The sequence below is a fragment of the Gammaproteobacteria bacterium (ex Lamellibrachia satsuma) genome, from assembly GCA_019623805.1.
In the GTDB taxonomy this organism is placed as follows: domain Bacteria; phylum Pseudomonadota; class Gammaproteobacteria; order Chromatiales; family Chromatiaceae; genus QGON01.
The window spans coordinates 3,508,654-3,530,751 of sequence record CP053680.1; the positions used below are offsets into that span (position 1 = coordinate 3,508,654).

The 22,098-nt window shown below is 59.5% G+C and carries 3 protein-coding genes; 2 read left to right on the forward strand and 1 reads right to left on the reverse strand.

The window, feature by feature from the left end:
* The first annotated feature begins 188 nt into the window (after window positions 1-188).
* Together HPY30_15345 and HPY30_15350 are read left to right on the forward strand one after the other, a co-directional pair.
* Entirely contained in the window at window positions 189-17,228 is a 17,040-nt protein-coding gene (locus HPY30_15345) for a hypothetical protein (GenBank protein ID QYZ67234.1), read from the forward strand.
* 25 nt (window positions 17,229-17,253) lie between these two features.
* Window positions 17,254-18,891, forward strand: a complete 1,638-nt coding sequence (locus HPY30_15350; GenBank protein QYZ67235.1) for a hypothetical protein — start codon at window positions 17,254-17,256, stop codon at window positions 18,889-18,891.
* 136 nt (window positions 18,892-19,027) lie between these two features.
* Here the strand turns inward: HPY30_15350 and HPY30_15355 are convergent, their stop codons facing one another.
* Window positions 19,028-21,928, reverse strand: coding sequence for a S8 family serine peptidase (locus HPY30_15355; GenBank protein ID QYZ67236.1), 2,901 nt, complete (start codon window positions 21,926-21,928; stop codon window positions 19,028-19,030).
* Window positions 21,929-22,098: the final 170 nt, after the last annotated feature.

The following is a 22,098-nucleotide window of genomic DNA, read 5'->3' on the forward strand; positions in this document are numbered from 1 at the left end:
CGCAGTTTTTTTCGGATAGCCGGAAGTTATTAAGGCACCGGATAAATAACAAGATACCGGCAGAGTACCAGTTGGGACTCTGTAAGAAGCGCACCAAATTGCGGCGGTGCATGAATTTATAATTAAGTATCCATCTCCGTTCAGATACAGTTGCGGAAGGGTGGGGTGAAAAGCGTGAGGGTTCGATCGTGATTGGCCAAAGAATAATTTTCACTCTGCTGGGAGCGGCTCTATTGCTTGGTGCATCCAATGCCCAGGCAGCGGTAACCACCTATACAAACGAAACACTTTACCTCGCGGATCTGGCAACCCTGGGTTACGAAGTTGCCAACGAAGGCTTCGACAGTCCCGACTGGGTGGCGACTGAAACCTTTCCTGTAGTAAGCCTCACAAACAACGGCCTGACCTGGACGGAGAGTAACGGCACCACAAACACCTTTCTGCAGACAACGTCTGTCGGTCATTCCGGGTATGCTTTGCACACCTTAAATAGCACTGCCACCGGTCATACGGATCCGGACGGTTTCTACCTGAAGACAGATGCTGCGACGACTCTCAACAATCTCCATGGGTTTGGTGCTTGGTACAAGGGTAGCCAGAACGGCAGTAAGGTGACTTTCACCACCAACGGCGGGGGAGTTGGTTTTGCGGGTGAAGAGGCGACAGTGCTGACGACCTGGAAGTTTCTGGGTTTTATCGATGATGCTGGGTTCACAACACTTGACGTTCGGGTTATAGACGATCCCAATAATACTGATGTACGTCTTATCTTTGCCGACACGGCATCTATCGGTGCCCCTGTGGGAACCTTCCCGGCAGGTACGCTGGATTTGAGTGCAGCAAACTACGCAGTTAACGAAAATGACGGTACCGTAAACGTAACAGTAAACCGCACAGGGGGTAGTTTTGGTGCGATAACCGTTGACTATGCCACATCAAACGGGACAGCGACCTCAGGTAGTGACTATCAGGCAGTCAATAGTGCTCTGACATTTGCCGAGAACGAATACAGCAAAGTTATTACCATAAACCTGCTTGACGATTTAGTTTACGAAGGCAGCGAGAGTTTCACGATTACCCTCTCCAATCCTGGTGGGGGGGCGGCACTTGGCACCACGACGACGGCTTCCATTGATATCACCGATGACGAACCCCCACCCAGTCCGGGTACTTTGGCATTGAGTACTGCTACGGAGACCGTTGCGGAGAATGCAGCTGGTGGTATCACACTGACAGTAAGTCGCACCGGAGGAAGTTTCGGTACTGTGACCGTGGACTATGCGACGGCTGACGGCAGCGCGCTGCAACCGGGTGACTACACCCAGGCTACCGGCACCCTGATCTTCCTCGACGGTGAACTGAGCAAGCCGATCCCACTGACCCTGACCAACGACACGACCTGGGAGCCGAGTGAGGACTTCACCGTCACCCTGAGTAATGTGGTGGATGCCACCCTGGGTGCCCAGACCAGCACCACGGTCACCATCACCGATGACGATCCGCGCAGTGCGGGCACCCTGGCCCTGAGCACTGCCACCGAGAGTGTTGCGGAGAATGCCGCTGGCGGCATCACCCTGACGGTAAGCCGCACCGGTGGTTCTGATGGCACCGTAACGGTCGACTACGCCACAGCAGATGGCAGCGCACTGCAGCCGGGTGACTACACCCAGGCTACCGGCACCCTGACCTTCCTCGACGGTGAACTGAGCAAGCCGATCCCGCTGACCCTGACCAACGACACGACCTGGGAGCCGAGTGAGGACTTCACCGTCACCCTGAGTAATGTGGTGGATGCCACCCTGGGTGCCCAGACCAGCACCACGGTCACCATCACCGATGACGATCCGCGCAGTGCGGGCACCCTGGCCCTGAGCACTGCCACCGAGAGTGTTGCGGAGAATGCCGCTGGCGGCATCACCCTGACGGTAAGCCGCACCGGCGGTTCTGATGGCACCGTAACGGTTGACTACGCCACAGCAGATGGCAGCGCACTGCAGCCGGGTGACTACACCCAGGCTACCGGCACCCTGACCTTCCTCGACGGTGAACTGAGCAAGCCGATCCCGCTGACCCTGACCAACGACACGACCTGGGAGCCGAGTGAGGACTTCACCGTCACCCTGAGTAATGTGGTGGATGCCACCCTGGGTGCCCAGACCAGCACCACGGTCACCATCACCGATGACGATCCGCGCAGTGCGGGCACCCTGGCCCTGAGCACTGCCACCGAGAGTGTTGCGGAGAATGCCGCTGGCGGCATCACCCTGACGGTAAGCCGCACCGGTGGTTCTGATGGCACCGTAACGGTCGACTACGCCACAGCAGATGGCAGCGCACTGCAGCCGGGTGACTACACCCAGGCTACCGGCACCCTGACCTTCCTCGATGGTGTGACCAGCCAGACGATCCCGCTGACCCTGACCAACGACACGACCTGGGAGCCGAGCGAGGACTTCACCGTCACCCTGAGTAACGTGGTGGACGCCACCCTGGGTGCACAGACCAGCACCACGGTCACCATCACCGATGACGATACCCGCAGTGCGGGCACCCTGGCCCTGAGTACCGCAACCGAGAGCGTTGCGGAGAACGCAGCGGGTGGACTGACCCTGACGGTAAGCCGCACCGGCGGTTCCGATGGTCCGGTCTCTGTTGATTATGCGACGGCGGACGGCAGCGCGTTACAGCCGGGTGACTACACCCAGGCTACCGGCACCCTGACCTTCCTCGATGGTGTGACCAGCCAGACGATCCCGCTGACCCTGACCAACGATACGACCTGGGAACCGAGTGAAGACTTTACCGTAACCCTGAGTAACGTGGTGGATGCCGCCCTGGGCGCCCAGACCAGCACCACGGTCACCATCACCGATGACGATCCGCGCAGTGCGGGCACCCTGGCCCTGAGTACTGCAACCGAGAGTGTTGCGGAGAATGCCGCTGGCGGCATCACCCTGACGGTAAGCCGCACCGGCGGTTCCGATGGTCCGGTCTCTGTTGATTATGCGACGGCGGACGGCAGCGCGTTACAGCCGGGTGACTACACCCAGGCTACCGGCACCCTGACCTTCCTCGATGGTGTGACCAGCCAGACGATCCCGCTGACCCTGATCAACGACACGACCTGGGAACCGAGTGAGGACTTCACCGTAACCCTGAGCAATGTGGTGGATGCCACCCTGGGCGCCCAGACCAGCACCACGGTCACCATCACCGATGACGATCCGCGCAGTGCGGGCACCCTGGCCCTGAGTACTGCAACCGAGAGTGTTGCGGAGAATGCCGCTGGCGGCATCACCCTGACGGTAAGCCGCACCGGCGGTTCCGATGGTCCGGTCTCTGTTGATTATGCGACGGCGGACGGCAGCGCGTTACAGCCGGGTGACTACACCCAGGCTACCGGCACCCTGACCTTCCTCGATGGTGTGACCAGCCAGACGATCCCGCTGACCCTGACCAACGACACGACCTGGGAGCCGAGCGAAGACTTTACCGTAACCCTGAGTAACGTGGTGGATGCCGCCCTGGGACAGGCCACTACGACCGTAACCATCACCGATGACGATACCCGCAATGCGGGCACCCTGGCCCTGAGTACTGCCACCGAGAGTGTTGCGGAGAATGCCGCTGGCGGCATCACCCTGACGGTAAGCCGCACCGGCGGCACCGATGGTCCGGTCTCTGTTGACTATGCGACGGCTGATGGCAGCGCACTGCAGCCGGGTGACTACACCCAGGCTACCGGCACCCTGACCTTCCTCGATGGTGTGACCAGCCAGACGATCCCGCTGACCCTGACCAACGACACGACCTGGGAGCCGAGCGAAGACTTTACCGTAACCCTGAGTAACGTGGTGGATGCCGCCCTGGGACAGGCCACTACGACCGTAACCATCACCGATGACGATACCCGCAGTGCGGGCACCCTGGCCCTGAGTACCGCAACCGAGAGCGTTGCGGAGAACGCAGCGGGTGGACTGAATCTGACGGTAAGCCGCACCGGCGGTTCCGATGGTCCGGTCTCTGTTGATTATGCGACGGCGGACGGCAGCGCGTTACAGCCGGGTGACTACACCCAGGCTACCGGCACCCTGACCTTCCTCGACGGCGAGTTGAGTAAGACGATCCCGCTGACCCTGACCAACGATACGACCTGGGAACCGAGTGAAGACTTCACGGTGACCCTGAGTAACGTGGTGGATGCCACCCTTGGCGCCCAAACCAGCACCACGGTCACCATCACCGATGATGATCCGCGCAGTGCCGGCACCCTGGCCCTGAGTACCGCAACCGAGAGCGTTGCGGAGAACGCAGCGGGTGGACTGACCCTGACGGTAAGCCGCACCGGTGGTTCCGATGGTCCGGTCTCTGTTGATTACGCCACTGCTAACGGTACAGCCGCTTCACCGGGTGACTACACTGCGACCAGTGGCACGCTGGATTTCCTCGACGGCGAGTTGAGTAAGACGATCCCGCTGACCCTGACCAACGACACGACCTGGGAGCCGAGCGAGGACTTCACCGTCACCCTGAGTAACGTGGTGGACGCCACCCTGGGTGCACAGACCAGCACCACGGTCACCATCACCGATGACGATACCCGCAGTGCGGGCACCCTGGCCCTGAGTACTGCGACAGAAAGTGTTGCTGAGAACGCAGCGGGTGGACTGACTCTGACGGTAAGCCGCACCGGCGGTTCCGATGGTCCGGTCTCTGTTGATTATGCGACGGCGGACGGCAGCGCGTTACAGCCGGGTGACTACACCCAGGCTACCGGCACCCTGACCTTCCTCGATGGTGTGACCAGCCAGACGATCCCGCTGACCCTGACCAACGATACGACCTGGGAACCGAGCGAAGACTTTACCGTAACCCTGAGTAACGTGGTGGATGCCGCCCTGGGCGCCCAGACCAGCACCACGGTCACCATCACCGATGACGATCCGCGCAGTGCGGGCACCCTGGCCCTGAGTACTGCAACCGAGAGTGTTGCGGAGAATGCCGCTGGCGGCATCACCCTGACGGTAAGCCGCACCGGCGGTTCCGATGGTCCGGTCTCTGTTGATTATGCGACGGCGGACGGCAGCGCGTTACAGCCGGGTGACTACACCCAGGCTACCGGCACCCTGACCTTCCTCGATGGTGTGACCAGCCAGACGATCCCGCTGACCCTGATCAACGACACGACCTGGGAACCGAGTGAGGACTTCACCGTAACCCTGAGCAATGTGGTGGATGCCACCCTGGGCGCCCAGACCAGCACCACGGTCACCATCACCGATGACGATCCGCGCAGTGCGGGCACCCTGGCCCTGAGTACTGCAACCGAGAGTGTTGCGGAGAATGCCGCTGGCGGCATCACCCTGACGGTAAGCCGCACCGGTGGTTCTGATGGCACCGTAACGGTTGACTACGCCACAGCAGATGGCAGCGCACTGCAGCCGGGTGACTACACCCAGGCTACCGGCACCCTGACATTCCTCGATGGTGAGCTGAGCCAGACGATCCCGCTGACCCTGACCAACGACACGACCTGGGAACCGAGCGAAGATTTTACCGTCACCCTGAGCAATGTGGTGGATGCCACCCTGGGTATCCAGACCAGCACCACGGTCACCATCACCGATGACGACGTCCGTAATGCCGGTACCCTGGCCCTGAGCAGTGCGACTGCGACCCTGTCAGAGGGTGGTCCCGCTATCACAGTGACCGTAGATCGTACGGGTGGCTCTGACGGCACGGTAACGGTTGATTACGCCACGGCAGATGGCACCGCCGCTGCACCGGGAGACTACACCGCGATCAACGGCACGCTGACCTTCCTCAATGGTGAACTGAGCAAGACCCTGACCTTGACCCCGACCAGTGATACGACCTGGGAGCCAAGTGAAGACTTCACCCTGAATCTCTCTAACCCGGTGGATGCCACCCTTGGTCTGGCTACTGCGACAGTGACCATCACCGATGACGATCCGCGCAGTGCCGGCACCCTGGCCCTGAGTACTGCAACCGAGAGCGTTGCGGAGAATGCCGCTGGCGGCATCACCCTGACGGTAAGCCGCACCGGTGGTTCTGATGGCACCGTAACGGTTGACTACGCCACAGCAGATGGCAGCGCACTGCAGCCGGGTGACTACACCCAGGCTACCGGCACCCTGACCTTCCTCGATGGTGTGACCAGCCAGACGATCCCGCTGACCCTGACCAACGACACGACCTGGGAGCCGAGTGAGGACTTCACCGTCACCCTGAGTAATGTGGTGGATGCCACCCTGGGTGCCCAGACCAGCACCACGGTCACCATCACCGATGACGATCCGCGCAGTGCGGGCACCCTGGCCCTGAGCACTGCCACCGAGAGTGTTGCGGAGAATGCCGCTGGCGGCATCACCCTGACGGTAAGCCGCACCGGTGGTTCTGATGGCACCGTAACGGTTGACTACGCCACAGCAGATGGCAGCGCACTGCAGCCGGGTGACTACACCCAGGCTACCGGCACCCTGACCTTCCTCGATGGTGTGACCAGCCAGACGATCCCGCTGACCCTGACCAACGACACGACCTGGGAGCCGAGCGAGGACTTCACCGTCACCCTGAGTAACGTGGTGGACGCCACCCTGGGTGCACAGACCAGCACCACGGTCACCATCACCGATGACGATACCCGCAGTGCGGGCACCCTGGCCCTGAGTACCGCAACCGAGAGCGTTGCGGAGAACGCAGCGGGTGGACTGACCCTGACGGTAAGCCGCACCGGCGGTTCCGATGGTCCGGTCTCTGTTGATTATGCGACGGCGGACGGCAGCGCGTTACAGCCGGGTGACTACACCCAGGCTACCGGCACCCTGACCTTCCTCGATGGTGTGACCAGCCAGACGATCCCGCTGACCCTGACCAACGATACGACCTGGGAACCGAGCGAAGACTTTACCGTAACCCTGAGTAACGTGGTGGATGCCGCCCTGGGCGCCCAGACCAGCACCACGGTCACCATCACCGATGACGATCCGCGCAGTGCGGGCACCCTGGCCCTGAGTACTGCAACCGAGAGTGTTGCGGAGAATGCCGCTGGCGGCATCACCCTGACGGTAAGCCGCACCGGCGGTTCCGATGGTCCGGTCTCTGTTGATTATGCGACGGCGGACGGCAGCGCGTTACAGCCGGGTGACTACACCCAGGCTACCGGCACCCTGACCTTCCTCGATGGTGTGACCAGCCAGACGATCCCGCTGACCCTGACCAACGATACGACCTGGGAACCGAGCGAAGACTTTACCGTAACCCTGAGTAACGTGGTGGATGCCACCCTGGGCGCCCAGACCAGCACCACGGTCACCATCACCGATGACGATCCGCGCAGTGCGGGCACCCTGGCCCTGAGCACTGCCACCGAGAGTGTTGCGGAGAATGCCGCTGGCGGTATCACACTGACGGTAAGCCGCACCGGCGGTTCGGATGGTCCGGTCTCTGTTGATTATGCGACGGCGGACGGCAGCGCACTGCAGCCGGGTGACTACACCCAGGCTACCGGCACCCTGACCTTCCTCGATGGTGTGACCAGCCAGACGATCCCGCTGACCCTGACCAACGATACGACCTGGGAACCGAGCGAAGACTTTACCGTAACCCTGAGTAACGTGGTGGATGCCGCCCTGGGACAGGCCACTACGACCGTAACCATCACCGATGACGATACCCGCAATGCGGGCACCCTGGCCCTGAGCACTGCCACCGAGAGTGTTGCGGAGAATGCCGCTGGCGGTATCACACTGACGGTAAGCCGCACCGGCGGTTCGGATGGTCCGGTCTCTGTTGATTATGCGACGGCGGACGGCAGCGCACTGCAGCCGGGTGACTACACCCAGGCTACCGGCACCCTGACCTTCCTCGACGGCGAGTTGAGTAAGACGATCCCGCTGACCCTGACCAACGATACGACCTGGGAACCGAGCGAAGACTTTACCGTCACCCTGAGTAACGTGGTGGATGCCGCCCTGGGACAGGCCACTACGACCGTAACCATCACCGATGACGATACCCGCAATGCGGGCACCCTGGCCCTGAGTACTGCGACAGAAAGTGTTGCTGAGAACGCAGCGGGTGGACTGACTCTGACGGTAAGCCGCACCGGTGGTTCCGATGGTCCGGTATCTGTTGACTACGCCACTGCAAATGGCACAGCCGCTTCACCGGGTGACTACACTGCGACCAGTGGCACGCTGGATTTCCTCGACGGCGAGTTGAGTAAGACGATCCCGCTGACCCTGACCAACGACACGACCTGGGAGCCGAGTGAGGACTTCACCGTCACCCTGAGTAATGTGGTGGATGCCACCCTGGGTGCCCAGACCAGCACCACGGTCACCATCACCGATGACGATCCGCGCAGTGCGGGCACCCTGGCCCTGAGCACTGCCACCGAGAGTGTTGCGGAGAATGCCGCTGGCGGCATCACCCTGACGGTAAGCCGCACCGGCGGTTCTGATGGCACCGTAACGGTTGACTACGCCACAGCAGATGGCAGCGCACTGCAGCCGGGTGACTACACCCAGGCTACCGGCACCCTGACCTTCCTCGACGGTGAACTGAGCAAGCCGATCCCGCTGACCCTGACCAACGACACGACCTGGGAGCCGAGTGAGGACTTCACCGTCACCCTGAGTAATGTGGTGGATGCCACCCTGGGTGCCCAGACCAGCACCACGGTCACCATCACCGATGACGATCCGCGCAGTGCGGGCACCCTGGCCCTGAGCACTGCCACCGAGAGTGTTGCGGAGAATGCCGCTGGCGGTATCACGCTGACAGTAAGCCGCACCGGTGGCACCGATGGTCCGGTCTCTGTTGACTACGCCACTGCAAATGGCACAGCCGCTGCACCGGGTGACTACACCCAGGCTACCGGCACCCTGACCTTCCTCGATGGTGAGCTGAGCCAGACGATCCCGCTGACCCTGACCAACGACACGACCTGGGAGCCGAGTGAAGATTTTACCGTCACCCTGAGCAATGTGGTGGATGCCACCCTGGGACAGGCCACTACGACCGTAACCATCACCGATGACGATCCGCGCAGTGCCGGTACCCTGGCCCTGAGCAGTGCGACCGCGACCCTGTCAGAGGGTGGTCCCGCTATCACAGTGACCGTAGATCGAACCGGCGGCTCCGATGGCACAGTAACGGTCGACTACGCCACGGCAGATGGCACCGCCGCTGCACCGGGCGACTACACTGCGCTCAACGGCACACTGACCTTCCTCAATGGTGAACTGAGCAAGACCCTGACCTTGACCCCGACCAGTGATACGACCTGGGAGCCAAGTGAAGACTTCACCCTGAATCTCTCTAACCCGGTGGATGCCACCCTTGGTCTGGCTACTGCGACAGTGACCATCACCGATGACGATCCGCGCAGTGCCGGCACCCTGGCCCTGAGTACTGCAACCGAGAGCGTTGCGGAGAATGCCGCTGGCGGTATCACGCTGACAGTAAGCCGCACCGGTGGCACCGATGGTCCGGTCTCTGTTGATTATGCGACGGCGGACGGCAGCGCGCTGCAACCAGGTGACTACACCCAGGCTACCGGCACCCTGACATTCCTCGATGGTGAGCTGAGCCAGACGATCCCGCTGACCCTGACCAACGACACGACCTGGGAGCCGAGTGAAGATTTTACCGTCACCCTGAGCAATGTGGTGGATGCCACCCTGGGACAGGCCACTACGACCGTAACCATCACCGATGACGATCCGCGCAGTGCCGGTACCCTGGCCCTGAGCAGTGCGACCGCGACCCTGTCAGAGGGTGGTCCCGCTATCACAGTGACCGTAGATCGAACCGGCGGCTCCGATGGCACAGTAACGGTCGACTACGCCACGGCAGATGGCACCGCCGCTGCACCGGGCGACTACACTGCGCTCAACGGCACACTGACCTTCCTCAATGGTGAACTGAGCAAGACCCTGACCTTGACCCCGACCAGTGATACGACCTGGGAGCCAAGTGAAGACTTCACCCTGAATCTCTCTAACCCGGTGGATGCCACCCTTGGTCTGGCTACTGCGACAGTGACCATCACCGATGACGATCCGCGCAGTGCCGGCACCCTGGCCCTGAGTACTGCAACCGAGAGCGTTGCGGAGAATGCCGCTGGCGGTATCACGCTGACAGTAAGCCGCACCGGTGGCACCGATGGTCCGGTCTCTGTTGATTATGCGACGGCGGACGGCAGCGCGCTGCAACCAGGTGACTACACCCAGGCTACCGGCACCCTGACATTCCTCGATGGTGAGCTGAGCCAGACGATCCCGCTGACCCTGACCAACGACACGACCTGGGAGCCGAGTGAAGATTTCACCGTCACCCTGAGCAATGTGGTGGATGCCACCCTGGGTACCCAGACCAGCACCACGGTCACCATCACCGATGATGATCCGCGCAATGCCGGCACCCTGGCCCTGAGTAGCGCTATCGCAACCCTGTCGGAGGGTGGTCCCGCTATCACAGTGACCGTAGATCGAACCGGCGGCTCCGATGGCACCGTAGCGGTTGACTACGCCACAGCAGATGGCACCGCCGCTGCACCGGGCGACTACACTGCGCTCAACGGCACACTGACCTTCCTCAATGGTGAACTGAGCAAGACCCTGACCTTGACCCCAACCAGTGATACGACCTGGGAGCCAAGTGAAGACTTCACCCTGAATCTCTCTAACCCGGTTGATGCCACCCTTGGTCTGGCTACTGCGACAGTGACCATCACCGATGACGATCCGCGCAGTGCGGGCACCCTGGCCCTGAGTACTGCAACCGAGAGCGTTGCGGAGAATGCCGCTGGCGGTATCACACTGACGGTAAGCCGCACCGGCGGTTCGGATGGTACCGTAACGGTTGACTACACCACAGCAGATGGCACAGCCGCTGCACCGGGTGACTACACCCAGGCTACCGGCACCCTGACCTTCCTCGATGGAGAGTTGAGCCAGACGATCCCGCTGACCCTGACCAACGACACGACTTGGGAGCCGAGCGAAGACTTCTCCGTGGCCCTGAGCAATGTGGTGGATGCCACCCTGGGTATCCAGACCAGCACCACGGTCACCATCACCGATGACGACGTCCGTAATGCCGGTACCCTGGCCCTGAGCAGTGCGACTGCGACCCTGTCAGAGGGTGGTCCCGCTATCACAGTGACCGTAGATCGAACCGGCGGCTCCGATGGCACCGTAACGGTTGATTACGCCACAGCAGATGGCACCGCCAATGCGCCGGGCGACTACACGGCTATCAACGGTACTCTTACATTCCTCGAAGGAGAGATCAGCAAGACGATCCTGCTGACTCCAACCAGCGACACCGTTTGGGAGCTGAATGAAGACTTCACCGTAACCCTGACCAATGTGGTGGATGCCACCCTTGGCGCCCAGACCAGCACCACGGTAACCATCACCGATGACGATACACGGACTTCAGGCACCCTGGCCCTTAGCAGTGCTACTGCAACCCTGTCGGAGGGTGGTTCCGCTATCACCTTGACTGTGGATCGTACAGGTGGTTCGGACGGCACAGTAAGGGTCGATTACGCCACGGCAGATGGCACCGCTGCTGCACCGGGAGACTACACCGCGATCAACGGCACACTGACCTTCCTCAATGGTGAACTGAGCAAGACCCTGACGTTGGCTCCGGCCAATGATGCGACCTGGGAGCCGAGTGAGACCTTTACCCTGACTCTGGGTAATGTGGTTGATGCCAGCCTGGGCTTGTCCACCACCACGGTAACCATTACCGATGACGACACCCGCAATGCGGGTACCTTGGCCCTGAGTACTGCCACGGAGAGTGTTGCTGAGAATGCGGCTGGTGGACTGACCCTGACAGTAAGCCGCACTGGCGGCACCGATGGCCCGGTATCTGTTGACTACGCCACGGCAAACGGTACAGCCGCTTCACCTGGTGACTACACTGCGGCCAGTGGCACGTTGAACTTCCTGCACGGTGAGACCAGCAAGACGATCCCGCTGACCCTGACCAATGTGGTGGATGCCGCCCTTGGCGCCCAGACCAGCACCACGGTAACCATCACCGATGACGATCCACGAAATGCCGGCACACTGGCCCTGAACAGCACTACAGTGACCCTGCCGGAGGGCGGTCCTGCGATGATTATGACCGTGAATCGCACCGGCGGATCGGATGGCACGGTAACGGTTGACTACGCTACAGCAGATGGCACCGCCGCTGCACCGGGTGACTACACCGCCCTCAACGGCAAGCTGACCTTTCTCAACGGAGAGACCAGCAAGACGATCCCGCTGACCCCCATCAATGACACGACCTGGGAACCGAGTGAAGACTTCACACTGACCCTCTCCAATCCAGTGGATGCCACCCTGGGCCTGGCCACTGCCACAGTGACCATTACTGATGATGATCCACGCAGTGCCGGTACCCTGGCCCTGAGCAGTGCGATTGCAACCCTGTCAGAGGGTGGTCCCGCTATCACGCTGACTGTGGATCGTACTGGCGGTTCGGACGGCTCGGCTACGGTTGACTACGCCACTGCGGATGGCACTGCCATCGCGGCCGGTGACTACACCGCCCTCAATGGCACTCTGACCTTCCTTGATGGCGAACTGAGTAAGACGCTGACCTTGACCCCGACCAGTGATACGACCTGGGAGCCAAGTGAAGATTTCACCCTGACCCTGAGCAATGTGGTGGATGCCACTCTGGGCCTGGCCACTGCGACAGTGACCATCACCGATGACGACGTTCGCAATGCCGGTACCCTGGCCCTGAACAGCACTACAGTGACCCTGTCGGAAAGTGGTCCTGCGGTGAACATGACCGTGAACCGCACCGGCGGTTCGGACGGTACGGTAATGGTCGACTACGCCACAGCAGATGGCACTGCCGCTGCACCGGGAGACTACACGACCATCAGTGGTACGCTGACCTTCCTCAACGGAGAGACCAGTAAGACAGTCACACTGACCCCCATCGATGATGCGACCTGGGAGCCAAGTGAAGACTTCATCCTGACCCTCTCCAATCCAGTGGACGCCACCCTGGGCGCCCAGAGTAGCACCACGGTAACCATCACCGATGACGATCCGCGCCATGCCGGCACCCTGGCCCTGAGCAGCCCCACTGCAACCCTGTCAGAGAGTGGTCCTGCTGTGATCATGACTGTGAACCGCACTGGCGGTTCGGATGGTACGGTAAGCGTGGACTATGCAACGACGGATGGCACTGCCACCGCGGCCGGTGACTACACCGCCCTCAGCGGCACCCTGACCTTCCTCAACGGAGAAACGAGCAAGACGATCCCGCTGACCCCAATCGATGACACAATCTGGGAGCCAAGTGAAGACTTCATCCTGACCCTCTCCAATCCGGTGGATGCTACCCTGGGCGGGCAGACCAATACCACGGCGACCATTACCGATGACGATCCACGCAATGCCGGCACACTGGCTCTGAACAGCACTACAGTGACCCTGCCAGAGAGTGGTCCTGCGGCGATTCTGACCGTGAACCGCACTGGTGGCTCTGACGGTACGGTAAGTGTGGACTATGCCACGGCGGATGGCACTGCCACCGCGCCTGGTGATTACACTGCTCTCAACGGTACCCTGACCTTCCTCAACGGAGAGACCAGCAAGACAGTCACACTGACTCCAACCGATGATACGACTTGGGAGCCAAGTGAAGACTTCACCCTGACCCTCTTCAATCCAGTGGATGCCACCTTGGGACTGGTCACTGCCACAGTAACCATCAGTGATGACGATACACGGACTTCAGGCACCCTGGCCCTAAGCAGTGCCACTGCGACCCTGTCAGAGAGTGGTCCAGCTGTCACGCTGACTGTAGATCGTACAGGCGGCTCTGACGGTACGGTAACGGTGGACTACGCCACAGCAGATGGCACTGCCGCTGCACCGGGAGACTACACGACCATCAGTGGTACGCTGACCTTCCTCAACGGAGAGACCAGTAAGACAGTTACACTGACCCCCATCGATGATACGACTTGGGAGCCAAGTGAAGACTTCACCCTGACCCTGAGTAATGCTGTGGATGCATCCCTGGGCCTGGCTACTGCCACAGTAACCATCAGTGATGACGATACGCAAAATGCAGGTACCCTGGCCCTGAACAGCACTACAGTGACCCTGCCAGAGGGCGGTCCTGCGGTGATCCTGACCGTGAACCGTACTGGCGGCTCGGACGGTACGGTAAGCGTGGACTACGCAACAGCGGATGGCGCTGCCACCGCGCCTGGTGATTACACTGCTCTCAACGGTACCCTGACCTTCCTCAACGGAGAGACCAGCAAGACGATCCCGCTGACCCCAATCGATGATACGACCTGGGAGCCAAGTGAAGACTTCACCCTGACCCTGAGTAATGCTGTGGATGCATCCCTGGGCCTGGCCACTGCCACAGTAACCATCACCGATGATGATCCACGCAGTGCCGGTACCCTGGACCTGAGCAGCGCCACTGCAACCCTGCCCGAGAGTGGTCCCGCTGTTACGCTGACCGTGGACCGCACCGGTGGTTCGGACGGAACTGTATCCGTTGACTATCCAACAGTGGATGGAACAGCTACAGCACCGGGTGACTATACGGCTATCAACGGTACCTTGACCTTCCTTGATGGTGAACTGAGCAAGACTCTCACACTCACCCCAACCGGCGATACCGTTTGGGAGCCGAGTGAGACCTTTGTGGTGAACCTCTCCAATCCGGTGGATGCCAACCTTGGTCTGGCCTCTGCAACTGTGACCATCACCGATGACGATGACGGGGTAGCACCGGTCATCACGATTCAGGAACCGGTGATTTCCGTTCCCTCAACGGGACCGTTCACTTCGGTTGATCTCGGGGTGGTGACAGCAGAGGATGATGTCGATGGCGCTGTGATTCCAGTGTCCGATCTGACCGGGCCGTTTGCGCCGGGGCGTCATCTGATCACTTGGCGCGCCATTGACAGCAGTTCAAATATGGCCTCTGAAGTACAGACGGTTGATGTGCTGCCCATGGTCAATTTAGGTGTCGACCAGGTGGCAAACCCGGGATCGACAGTTGACATCCCCGTCTTTCTCAACGGCGATGCGCCCGGGTATCCGGTAGTGATCGACTACCAGATCACGGACTTTGACGCAGCTGGCGGGACAGTGACGCAAACGACTGGATCAGTAAACATCGCCGCCGCCGCAGTGCCTTCGAATCAGGCGAATATTCAATATCTGATTCAGAATGCCGGTGTCGCCAGGGTAGAGGTTACGATGCTGAATACAGGTGCCAATGCCACGTTCGGTGCGCAAAATGTGCATACCATCGATGTGAACGTGACAGAGATAAATCTGCCTCCTGTGGTGAGCATTACCGGCTCGCAGAACAACACGACCACAGCGACGGTATTTGCTGATGCAGGCCAAGTGACAGTCACTGCAGTAGTGAGCGATCCTAATCAGGCTGACACCCATACTTACGACTGGAGTCAAAGCGATACCGGACTGGCCCTACAGCCTGGGGCGCAACCCAATACCGTTACCTTTGATCCGTCGGGTTTGATGGATGGAGTCTACAAGGTGGTAGTCAGTGTGACCGATTTCGCCGGCGATGCCACCACGGTGGATAAGTCGGTCAGGGTACGTGCATCTGCCCTGATTTTTGACGACGATGACTCCGACTCCGACGGCGATGGTGCCAGTGACTTTGATGAAGGCGATGAAGATGAGGATGAAGACGGTATCCCGGATTATCTCGATCCCCATGACGACGACTATATCCTCGCCGGTCAGAATGGAGATCCTGATGACTTCCTGCTGATCACAGAGCCTGGTCTTAAGCTGGAGCTCTCAGAGGAGAAGATCAGAGATGAAGACTACTCTGCCGACCTGGATGAGCAGGAGTTCATTGATCGGGTTAACAGTTCCGGTGGTGGTGTGGCGGATCCGCAGGATGCCTACGCTCATGTAGGCGGTATCTTCGAGTTCGAAATCAAAGGGCTTGCCTATGTCGGTCAGTCGGTACGTATCGTCATACCTGTGCATGAGGCGATTCCGGCCAACGCGGTCTACCGTCTCTATAACGATGATGTGGGCTGGCACGACTTCGTGGTTGATGACAGAAACAGCGTCTCCTCAGCACCGGGAGGGTTGGGAATTTGCCCGGCTCCGGGGGATGTGACTTACGTCGCTGGACTGCATGAAGGGCACTACTGTGTACAACTGCTGATAGAGGATGGAGGTGGCAATGACTTTGACGGTAGTGCCAATGGTGAGATCGAGGATCCCGGCGGCGTTGCCATCGTGCCTACTTCGACACCCACAACGCCCCAGACTTCTTCGGGTGGCGGTGGTGGCATCGGAGGCTGGTTATTAGTCTTGCTGCTAGGGGTATGGTTAAGGAACATCAGGAGAGAGTCGATGACAGGAATCAGATTGAGTGCGGTAAAATTGATGGGTGGCGGATTCAGGACGTTACTCTTAGCTGGGCTATTGAGTTCCGGCATGGTTTCCACAGTGTCATCGGCAAACGGTCTGCTGTCTCTATACGAAGCGGGTGCGGATAGTGTCGCAGCAACCCTGAAGCCGGATTGCGCCTTCCACGCCCAAGGGGAGGCGGCTGCCAAAGAGCGTGAGTTTCCCACAATCATTGGTGGTGTCCGGAGCGAGGAAAACCAGCTCCGTTATCGTCAGGTTATCGCCAATTCCAAGGGCTACAGTCGTACAGAGCATAATTACCGGATGCCGGAGCGTGAGCTGGTCTCCATGGATGGTCAGTCCACATCACTTGTCACAGAACTGGAGGGTGACAAGCCGGTGATGCTGAATTTCATCTTCACCACATGCACCACTATCTGTCCCGTGTTGTCTGCAACCTTTAGCCAGGTTCGGGAGTCGTTGGGAGCCGAGAGCCGGAATGTGACAATGGTTTCGATCTCCATCGATCCGGAATATGATACGCCAGAGAAACTGAATGAGTATGCCCGTCTCTATGGAGCGGATGATCAATGGCGGTTTCTGACCGGCCGGGTTGAAGACATCATCGCTATCGAGAAGGCCTTCGATGCCTACCGGGGTACAAAGATGAGTCACGAACCCCTGACCTTCCTGCGGGCTGATGGAGATTCACCCTGGGTCAGGATTGAGGGAATTGCCAGTGCTGACGATATCGTCAAGGAGTATGAGCAACTGGTTTCACGTTGAAGAAGCCGCGAGATAACTTTTCTTGATGTATAAACCAACTCTGTTTTTTTTGCTGGGCCTGCTACCGTTATTACTGCTGATTCAGGCCCAACTTGTTTTGGCTGACGATGTGGATCCGAGAGAACTTGGCCGCAGGATGTTCTTGGAGGGGGTGCTGCCGTCAGGGAAGTCGATGACCGCTTATATTCAGGGTGACGTCAAGGTTACCGGTGAGCAGGTCAGGTGTGGCGCCTGCCACCGGCGTAGCGGCATGGGTTCCAGTGAGGGACAGCAAGTGGTGCCGGCAGTTACCGGTAAACTGCTCTATAACCCGTTACAGATCCCCACCAGCCGACCGCCAGCTGCACCGACATTGCGACCAGCCTACGATGACGAGACGCTGAAGGCAGCCCTCCTCAGAGGGGTCGATGCCAATGGTGCTGCGCTGGATCCCAATATGCCCCGTTATCTGCTGACGGAAGAGGAACTTGATGTTCTGCTCGAATACCTGAAGGGGTTATCCAGTGAACCTTCACCCGGCGTCACCGAAACCGAGGTCCATTTTGCGACCATCGTATCCGACAGGCTACCGAAAGCGGAACGCAAGGCGCTGCTTGATGTCATGCGGGTTTTCTTCCAGCAGAAAAACACCGAAACCCGATACGAGAGTAAACGCTCAGCCAACCCGCCATGGCATAAGAAGTGGATCATGGGTAACTATCGGAAGTGGCGCCACCATGTCTGGGAACTCAAAGGCGATGAGAGCACCTGGCCGGAGCAATTGGCTGCACACTATCGCAGCCAGCCTGTCTTTGCGGTGATCAGCGGTGCAGTCAACGGAGACTGGCGGCCGATTCACGACTATTGCGAAGCCGAACAACTGCCATGTCTCTTTCCGACCACCGATCTTCCTGTAGATTCTGATCAGGACTTCTACTCCCTCTATTTTTCAAGAGGCGTGATCCAGGAAGGGGAGGGCGTGGCTCGTTATCTGCTTAATGCAGAACCGGAAAGGAAAAAGATCGTCCAGCTCTATAATGGCACTGACCGATTGTCGAAGTCGGCTGCTGAAGCCTTCGCTGCGCAGTTGGAAAAGGCGGGTGTCGTTATTACGTCTATCAACGTGGATGCCAAGGGTGGCGATGTGGACGCGCTCTCAGAGAAGGGCAGGCCGGGAAGCGTGGCCGTTCTCTGGCTGTCCCATGAAGCCCTGCAGCCCTACCAGCCTTGGCTGGAAGGTAAAAATGGACCTGAACAGATCTATCTCTCTACCACCCTCTACCGGGACCGGGCCAGCAGCCTGCCTGAGGGGTTGAAAGGGAAGACCCGATTCGTTCATCCTCATGAATTGCCGTCTCGCATGCGGCGGTTGCTTGTCAGATCTACGGGATGGCTGCGGGCAAAGCGGATTTATGCTTCAGACCAGCAGCGGATTCAGGCAAACGCCTTTTTCGCACTCAAGGCAGCGGGTGACGCCATGACACATATCCGTGGTTACTTCTTCAGGGACTACTTCATCGAACGCATCGAACACATGGTCGATAATGCCCCGTATACCTCAGTCTATCCACGTATCAGCCTTGCCCCGGGGCAGCGTTTCCTCTCCAAAGGGTACTACATTGCCAGGGTGGCTGCGGGTGAACGGGGTCGACTTGTACCGGTCATGGAGTGGGGTGCGCGCTGATTTCCCGTGCTTTGTGTGACAGTGTTATTTGTAGGAGCCGCGCCACGCGGCGATGCCATGTCTCGAGTCTGGATCGCGGCGGGGCGCCGCTCCTACCGATTTGCTGAGCTATGTAACTCATCTCGTTGATTGGGTGTCAGGGTGTCGCTCCATCTTCTGCAGGGTCTGAAGATTTGCTTTGACGATCCATTTGCCGCTCTTGCCCTTTGCAGTCTTGGTTGATGCCGTCTCCAGCTGTTTCGATTTCGTCGGGATCAAGGCTCTCAGCTTTGCTGCAATCAGTGTCGGGTAGAGGCTCGCCGTCCCCATCGGCTGGAATGGAACCATCGACATCGACGGAGGCCTGCAGTTCTGTCTCTTCGTCAGGCTTAAACAACTCCTCAACATAGACATCCAATACCCCGAGGAAATTGCCGATGGAGAAGCTGAAAGATCCTGCCTGTCCCTTGCCCCCGTCAGCTTCTTGCGCCGTGCCGCCGGCTGCAATGCGGCTCTGTGTCCCTGCGCTTCCGCTGGTGGAACCGCCGGAAAGACCGCCGCTTACGCTGGCACTGGAGAGCCCGACGCCGGGTTGGGCGTCGTCGTCACCGATTCTGATCAGGGTTGCGGAGGTCTGTCCCAGAGCAGACCCGCTGGAGGGATTATAGAGCGTCAGGGAGAAGGTCTCGGTAGACTCGAAGGTGCCGTCATCCAGAACCTCCACCTCTAAAGTGCGGCTGTTCGTTCCCCCAAGAAAGGTAAGGGAGCCGTCTATCTGGATGAAATCGTTCCCCTCCACGGCGCTGCCGGCCGCACTCTTGTAATACACCGAGTAGGAACCTGAACTGTCCCCCAGGCGCTGTACCGTGACTTCGACTCGCCCGTCAGACTCAGCAACATTGTACTGGGAGGCGGAGAATGTGAAAGTCGGCAAGGTCTCTCCGGCGTCGTCATCCAACAGGCTTACCGTGGACGTAGACGAGACTCCCAGCGTGGCCCCGCCGGTGGCATTCGAAAGGATCAGATCGAACGTCTCGTTACCTTCGTATGTGTCGTCGTCCAGCAGGTCTACCGAGATCGAGGCACTGGTTACGCCCTCTTCGAAGGTCAGGGTGCCTGTCTTTGCTTCAAAATCGCCCCCCGCTGTCGCCGATCCACCTTGGGTGGAGAAATCAACAGTAATCCGGCCTGAACTGCCGCCCAGACGCAGGACGGAGAGAGTGACTTTGGGATGGCTCTCGTTGACAGCATAGGAGATGGCCTCGAATACGAGACTTCCGGGGCCGTCGTCATCCAGGATGGTGACGGGAACGCTACTGCGTCCACCCAACACTGCCCCTCCCTGGGGATTGTAGAGGGTGACCTGGAAACCCTCATCCATCTCGTCTTCGCTATCGTCCAGAATTGTTATGTCAAAAGTGCGGGCGGTCTCTCCGTCGCTGAAAACCAGCGTGTCGACTCTTTCCAGGTAGTCGTGGCCCAGGCCGCCGATGGCGGAGATGTCGTTGGTCTGAAAATCCACGGAGATCTCGCCCACACTGCCACCAATGCGGTATAGGGTCAGGGTCAGGGTTTTCGTCGTTTCGTCGATGCTGTAGGCCTTCTCCCCAAACATCAGGATGCCGGCCCCGCTCAGACCGAGATCGTCGATTAGCCAGTCATAGGCGCCGGCCACATTGAGCAGTCCATAGCCGAAGTCGCCGTCTGCGCCTGCCGGGCCAATATCGATAGAGGATTCCAGCAGCGAAGTTTCGAGTTGGGAGACGGTGGCAGTGGGGAAGGCGCTCTTAAGAAGTGCGATAGCCCCAGCCACATGGGGTGCGGCGAAGGAGGTGCCGGAGGCTACGTTATAGGTAAGCGGCAGTCTGTCGGCGGTGAAGATATTCTCACCGGGGGCAACCAGTTTGGGAAAGGTCCCGCCGTCGCAGGCACCGGGACCCCGGCTGCTGGAAATAGCGATGTCGTTATAACTGTCCACCGAGCCGACGGAGACTACTGTGGGATCGTTGGCCGGGCTGATGCTCGACTCGGCATTGGGTCCGAAGTTGCCCGCCGCGAAGATAACCGAGATGTCCGCTTCTTTCAGTAGCCGTATGTCTTCGGCGAACTCCTGGTAGCACTCGTTGATTGTGTTGGCGAAACCCCAGGAGTTGTTGACCACGTCCGGCGCATCGTCGGTTTCGGGATCGCCATCGGGATCCAGCATCCACTGAAACGCCTGGTGGATTGCGCTCAGTGTTGCCTGATTGGTGTCGTCAAAGATACGGGCGGCGATCCACTCTGCCTCGGGAGCGGCGCCAATCTGGTAACCGCTGACGTCGCCGCCAAGAATCACGCCGGTAGCCTGGGTGCCATGACCGGTAAAGTCCACCGGCAGAATGTGCTGGCCGTAAGGATCAAACCAGCTATTGTCACCACCTCGCCAGTTATCGATCAGGTCTGGGTGATTCATGTCGACGCCGGAGTCCATGACCCCAACCACGATGCCCTGTCCCTCGAGCCCAGTCTCCCAAAGCGATACTGCGCCGATACTCTCCAGGTTCCACATGGGTAGTCCTGAGATGCGGTTGCCCTCGGGGGCGGCCAGGGTATAGACACTATCGATGGCGATGCGCTCCACGCCGGGCAGGGCTGCCATCTCCTCGATCAGGTATGCCGGGATCTCTCCTGCCAAGGCGTTGATGGCCCATAGTGACTTCAACGGCCGTGGCTCTCCCTTCGCCTTGAGAAAACGTTTGAGCAGACGTTTGGCCCGGCGCGCCTTGCGCTTCATGGTATCGACGATCAGCGCTCTTTTTGCATGTTGGCGTTTAACCCGGTGCCCCCGTCTACCTTCTGGGCGATCAGCGCCGACGAGCGCTTTTACCTCTTTTCGAAGCGCCCGGATATTCAGTTTGTCACTGAACTGGATGATTACCGGCAGATCCCCGGTAGCGCGGGCGGCGGTCAAGGTGTTTTGCAAGACCGGGGTGAGCGTGGCTGCAGGAATAGAGGGTGCCGCCAGCCATAAAAGCAGCAGCAGGTTGAGTGGAGGGATGGATGTGATCCGCAAAACCATGGTTTACGACTTTTCGCGCCTATGGGGCCCGAGAGGGGTGATGGGCGGGAATGGTGCTTTCGCCCTTTTGCGACCCCATCTCAAATGGGAAAATAGTGCCTGAGTAGGGATTATAGGCAGCGGTGGGGTGAGTTTTTATACCGCCAACTACTACTTGTCGGTACATGTTT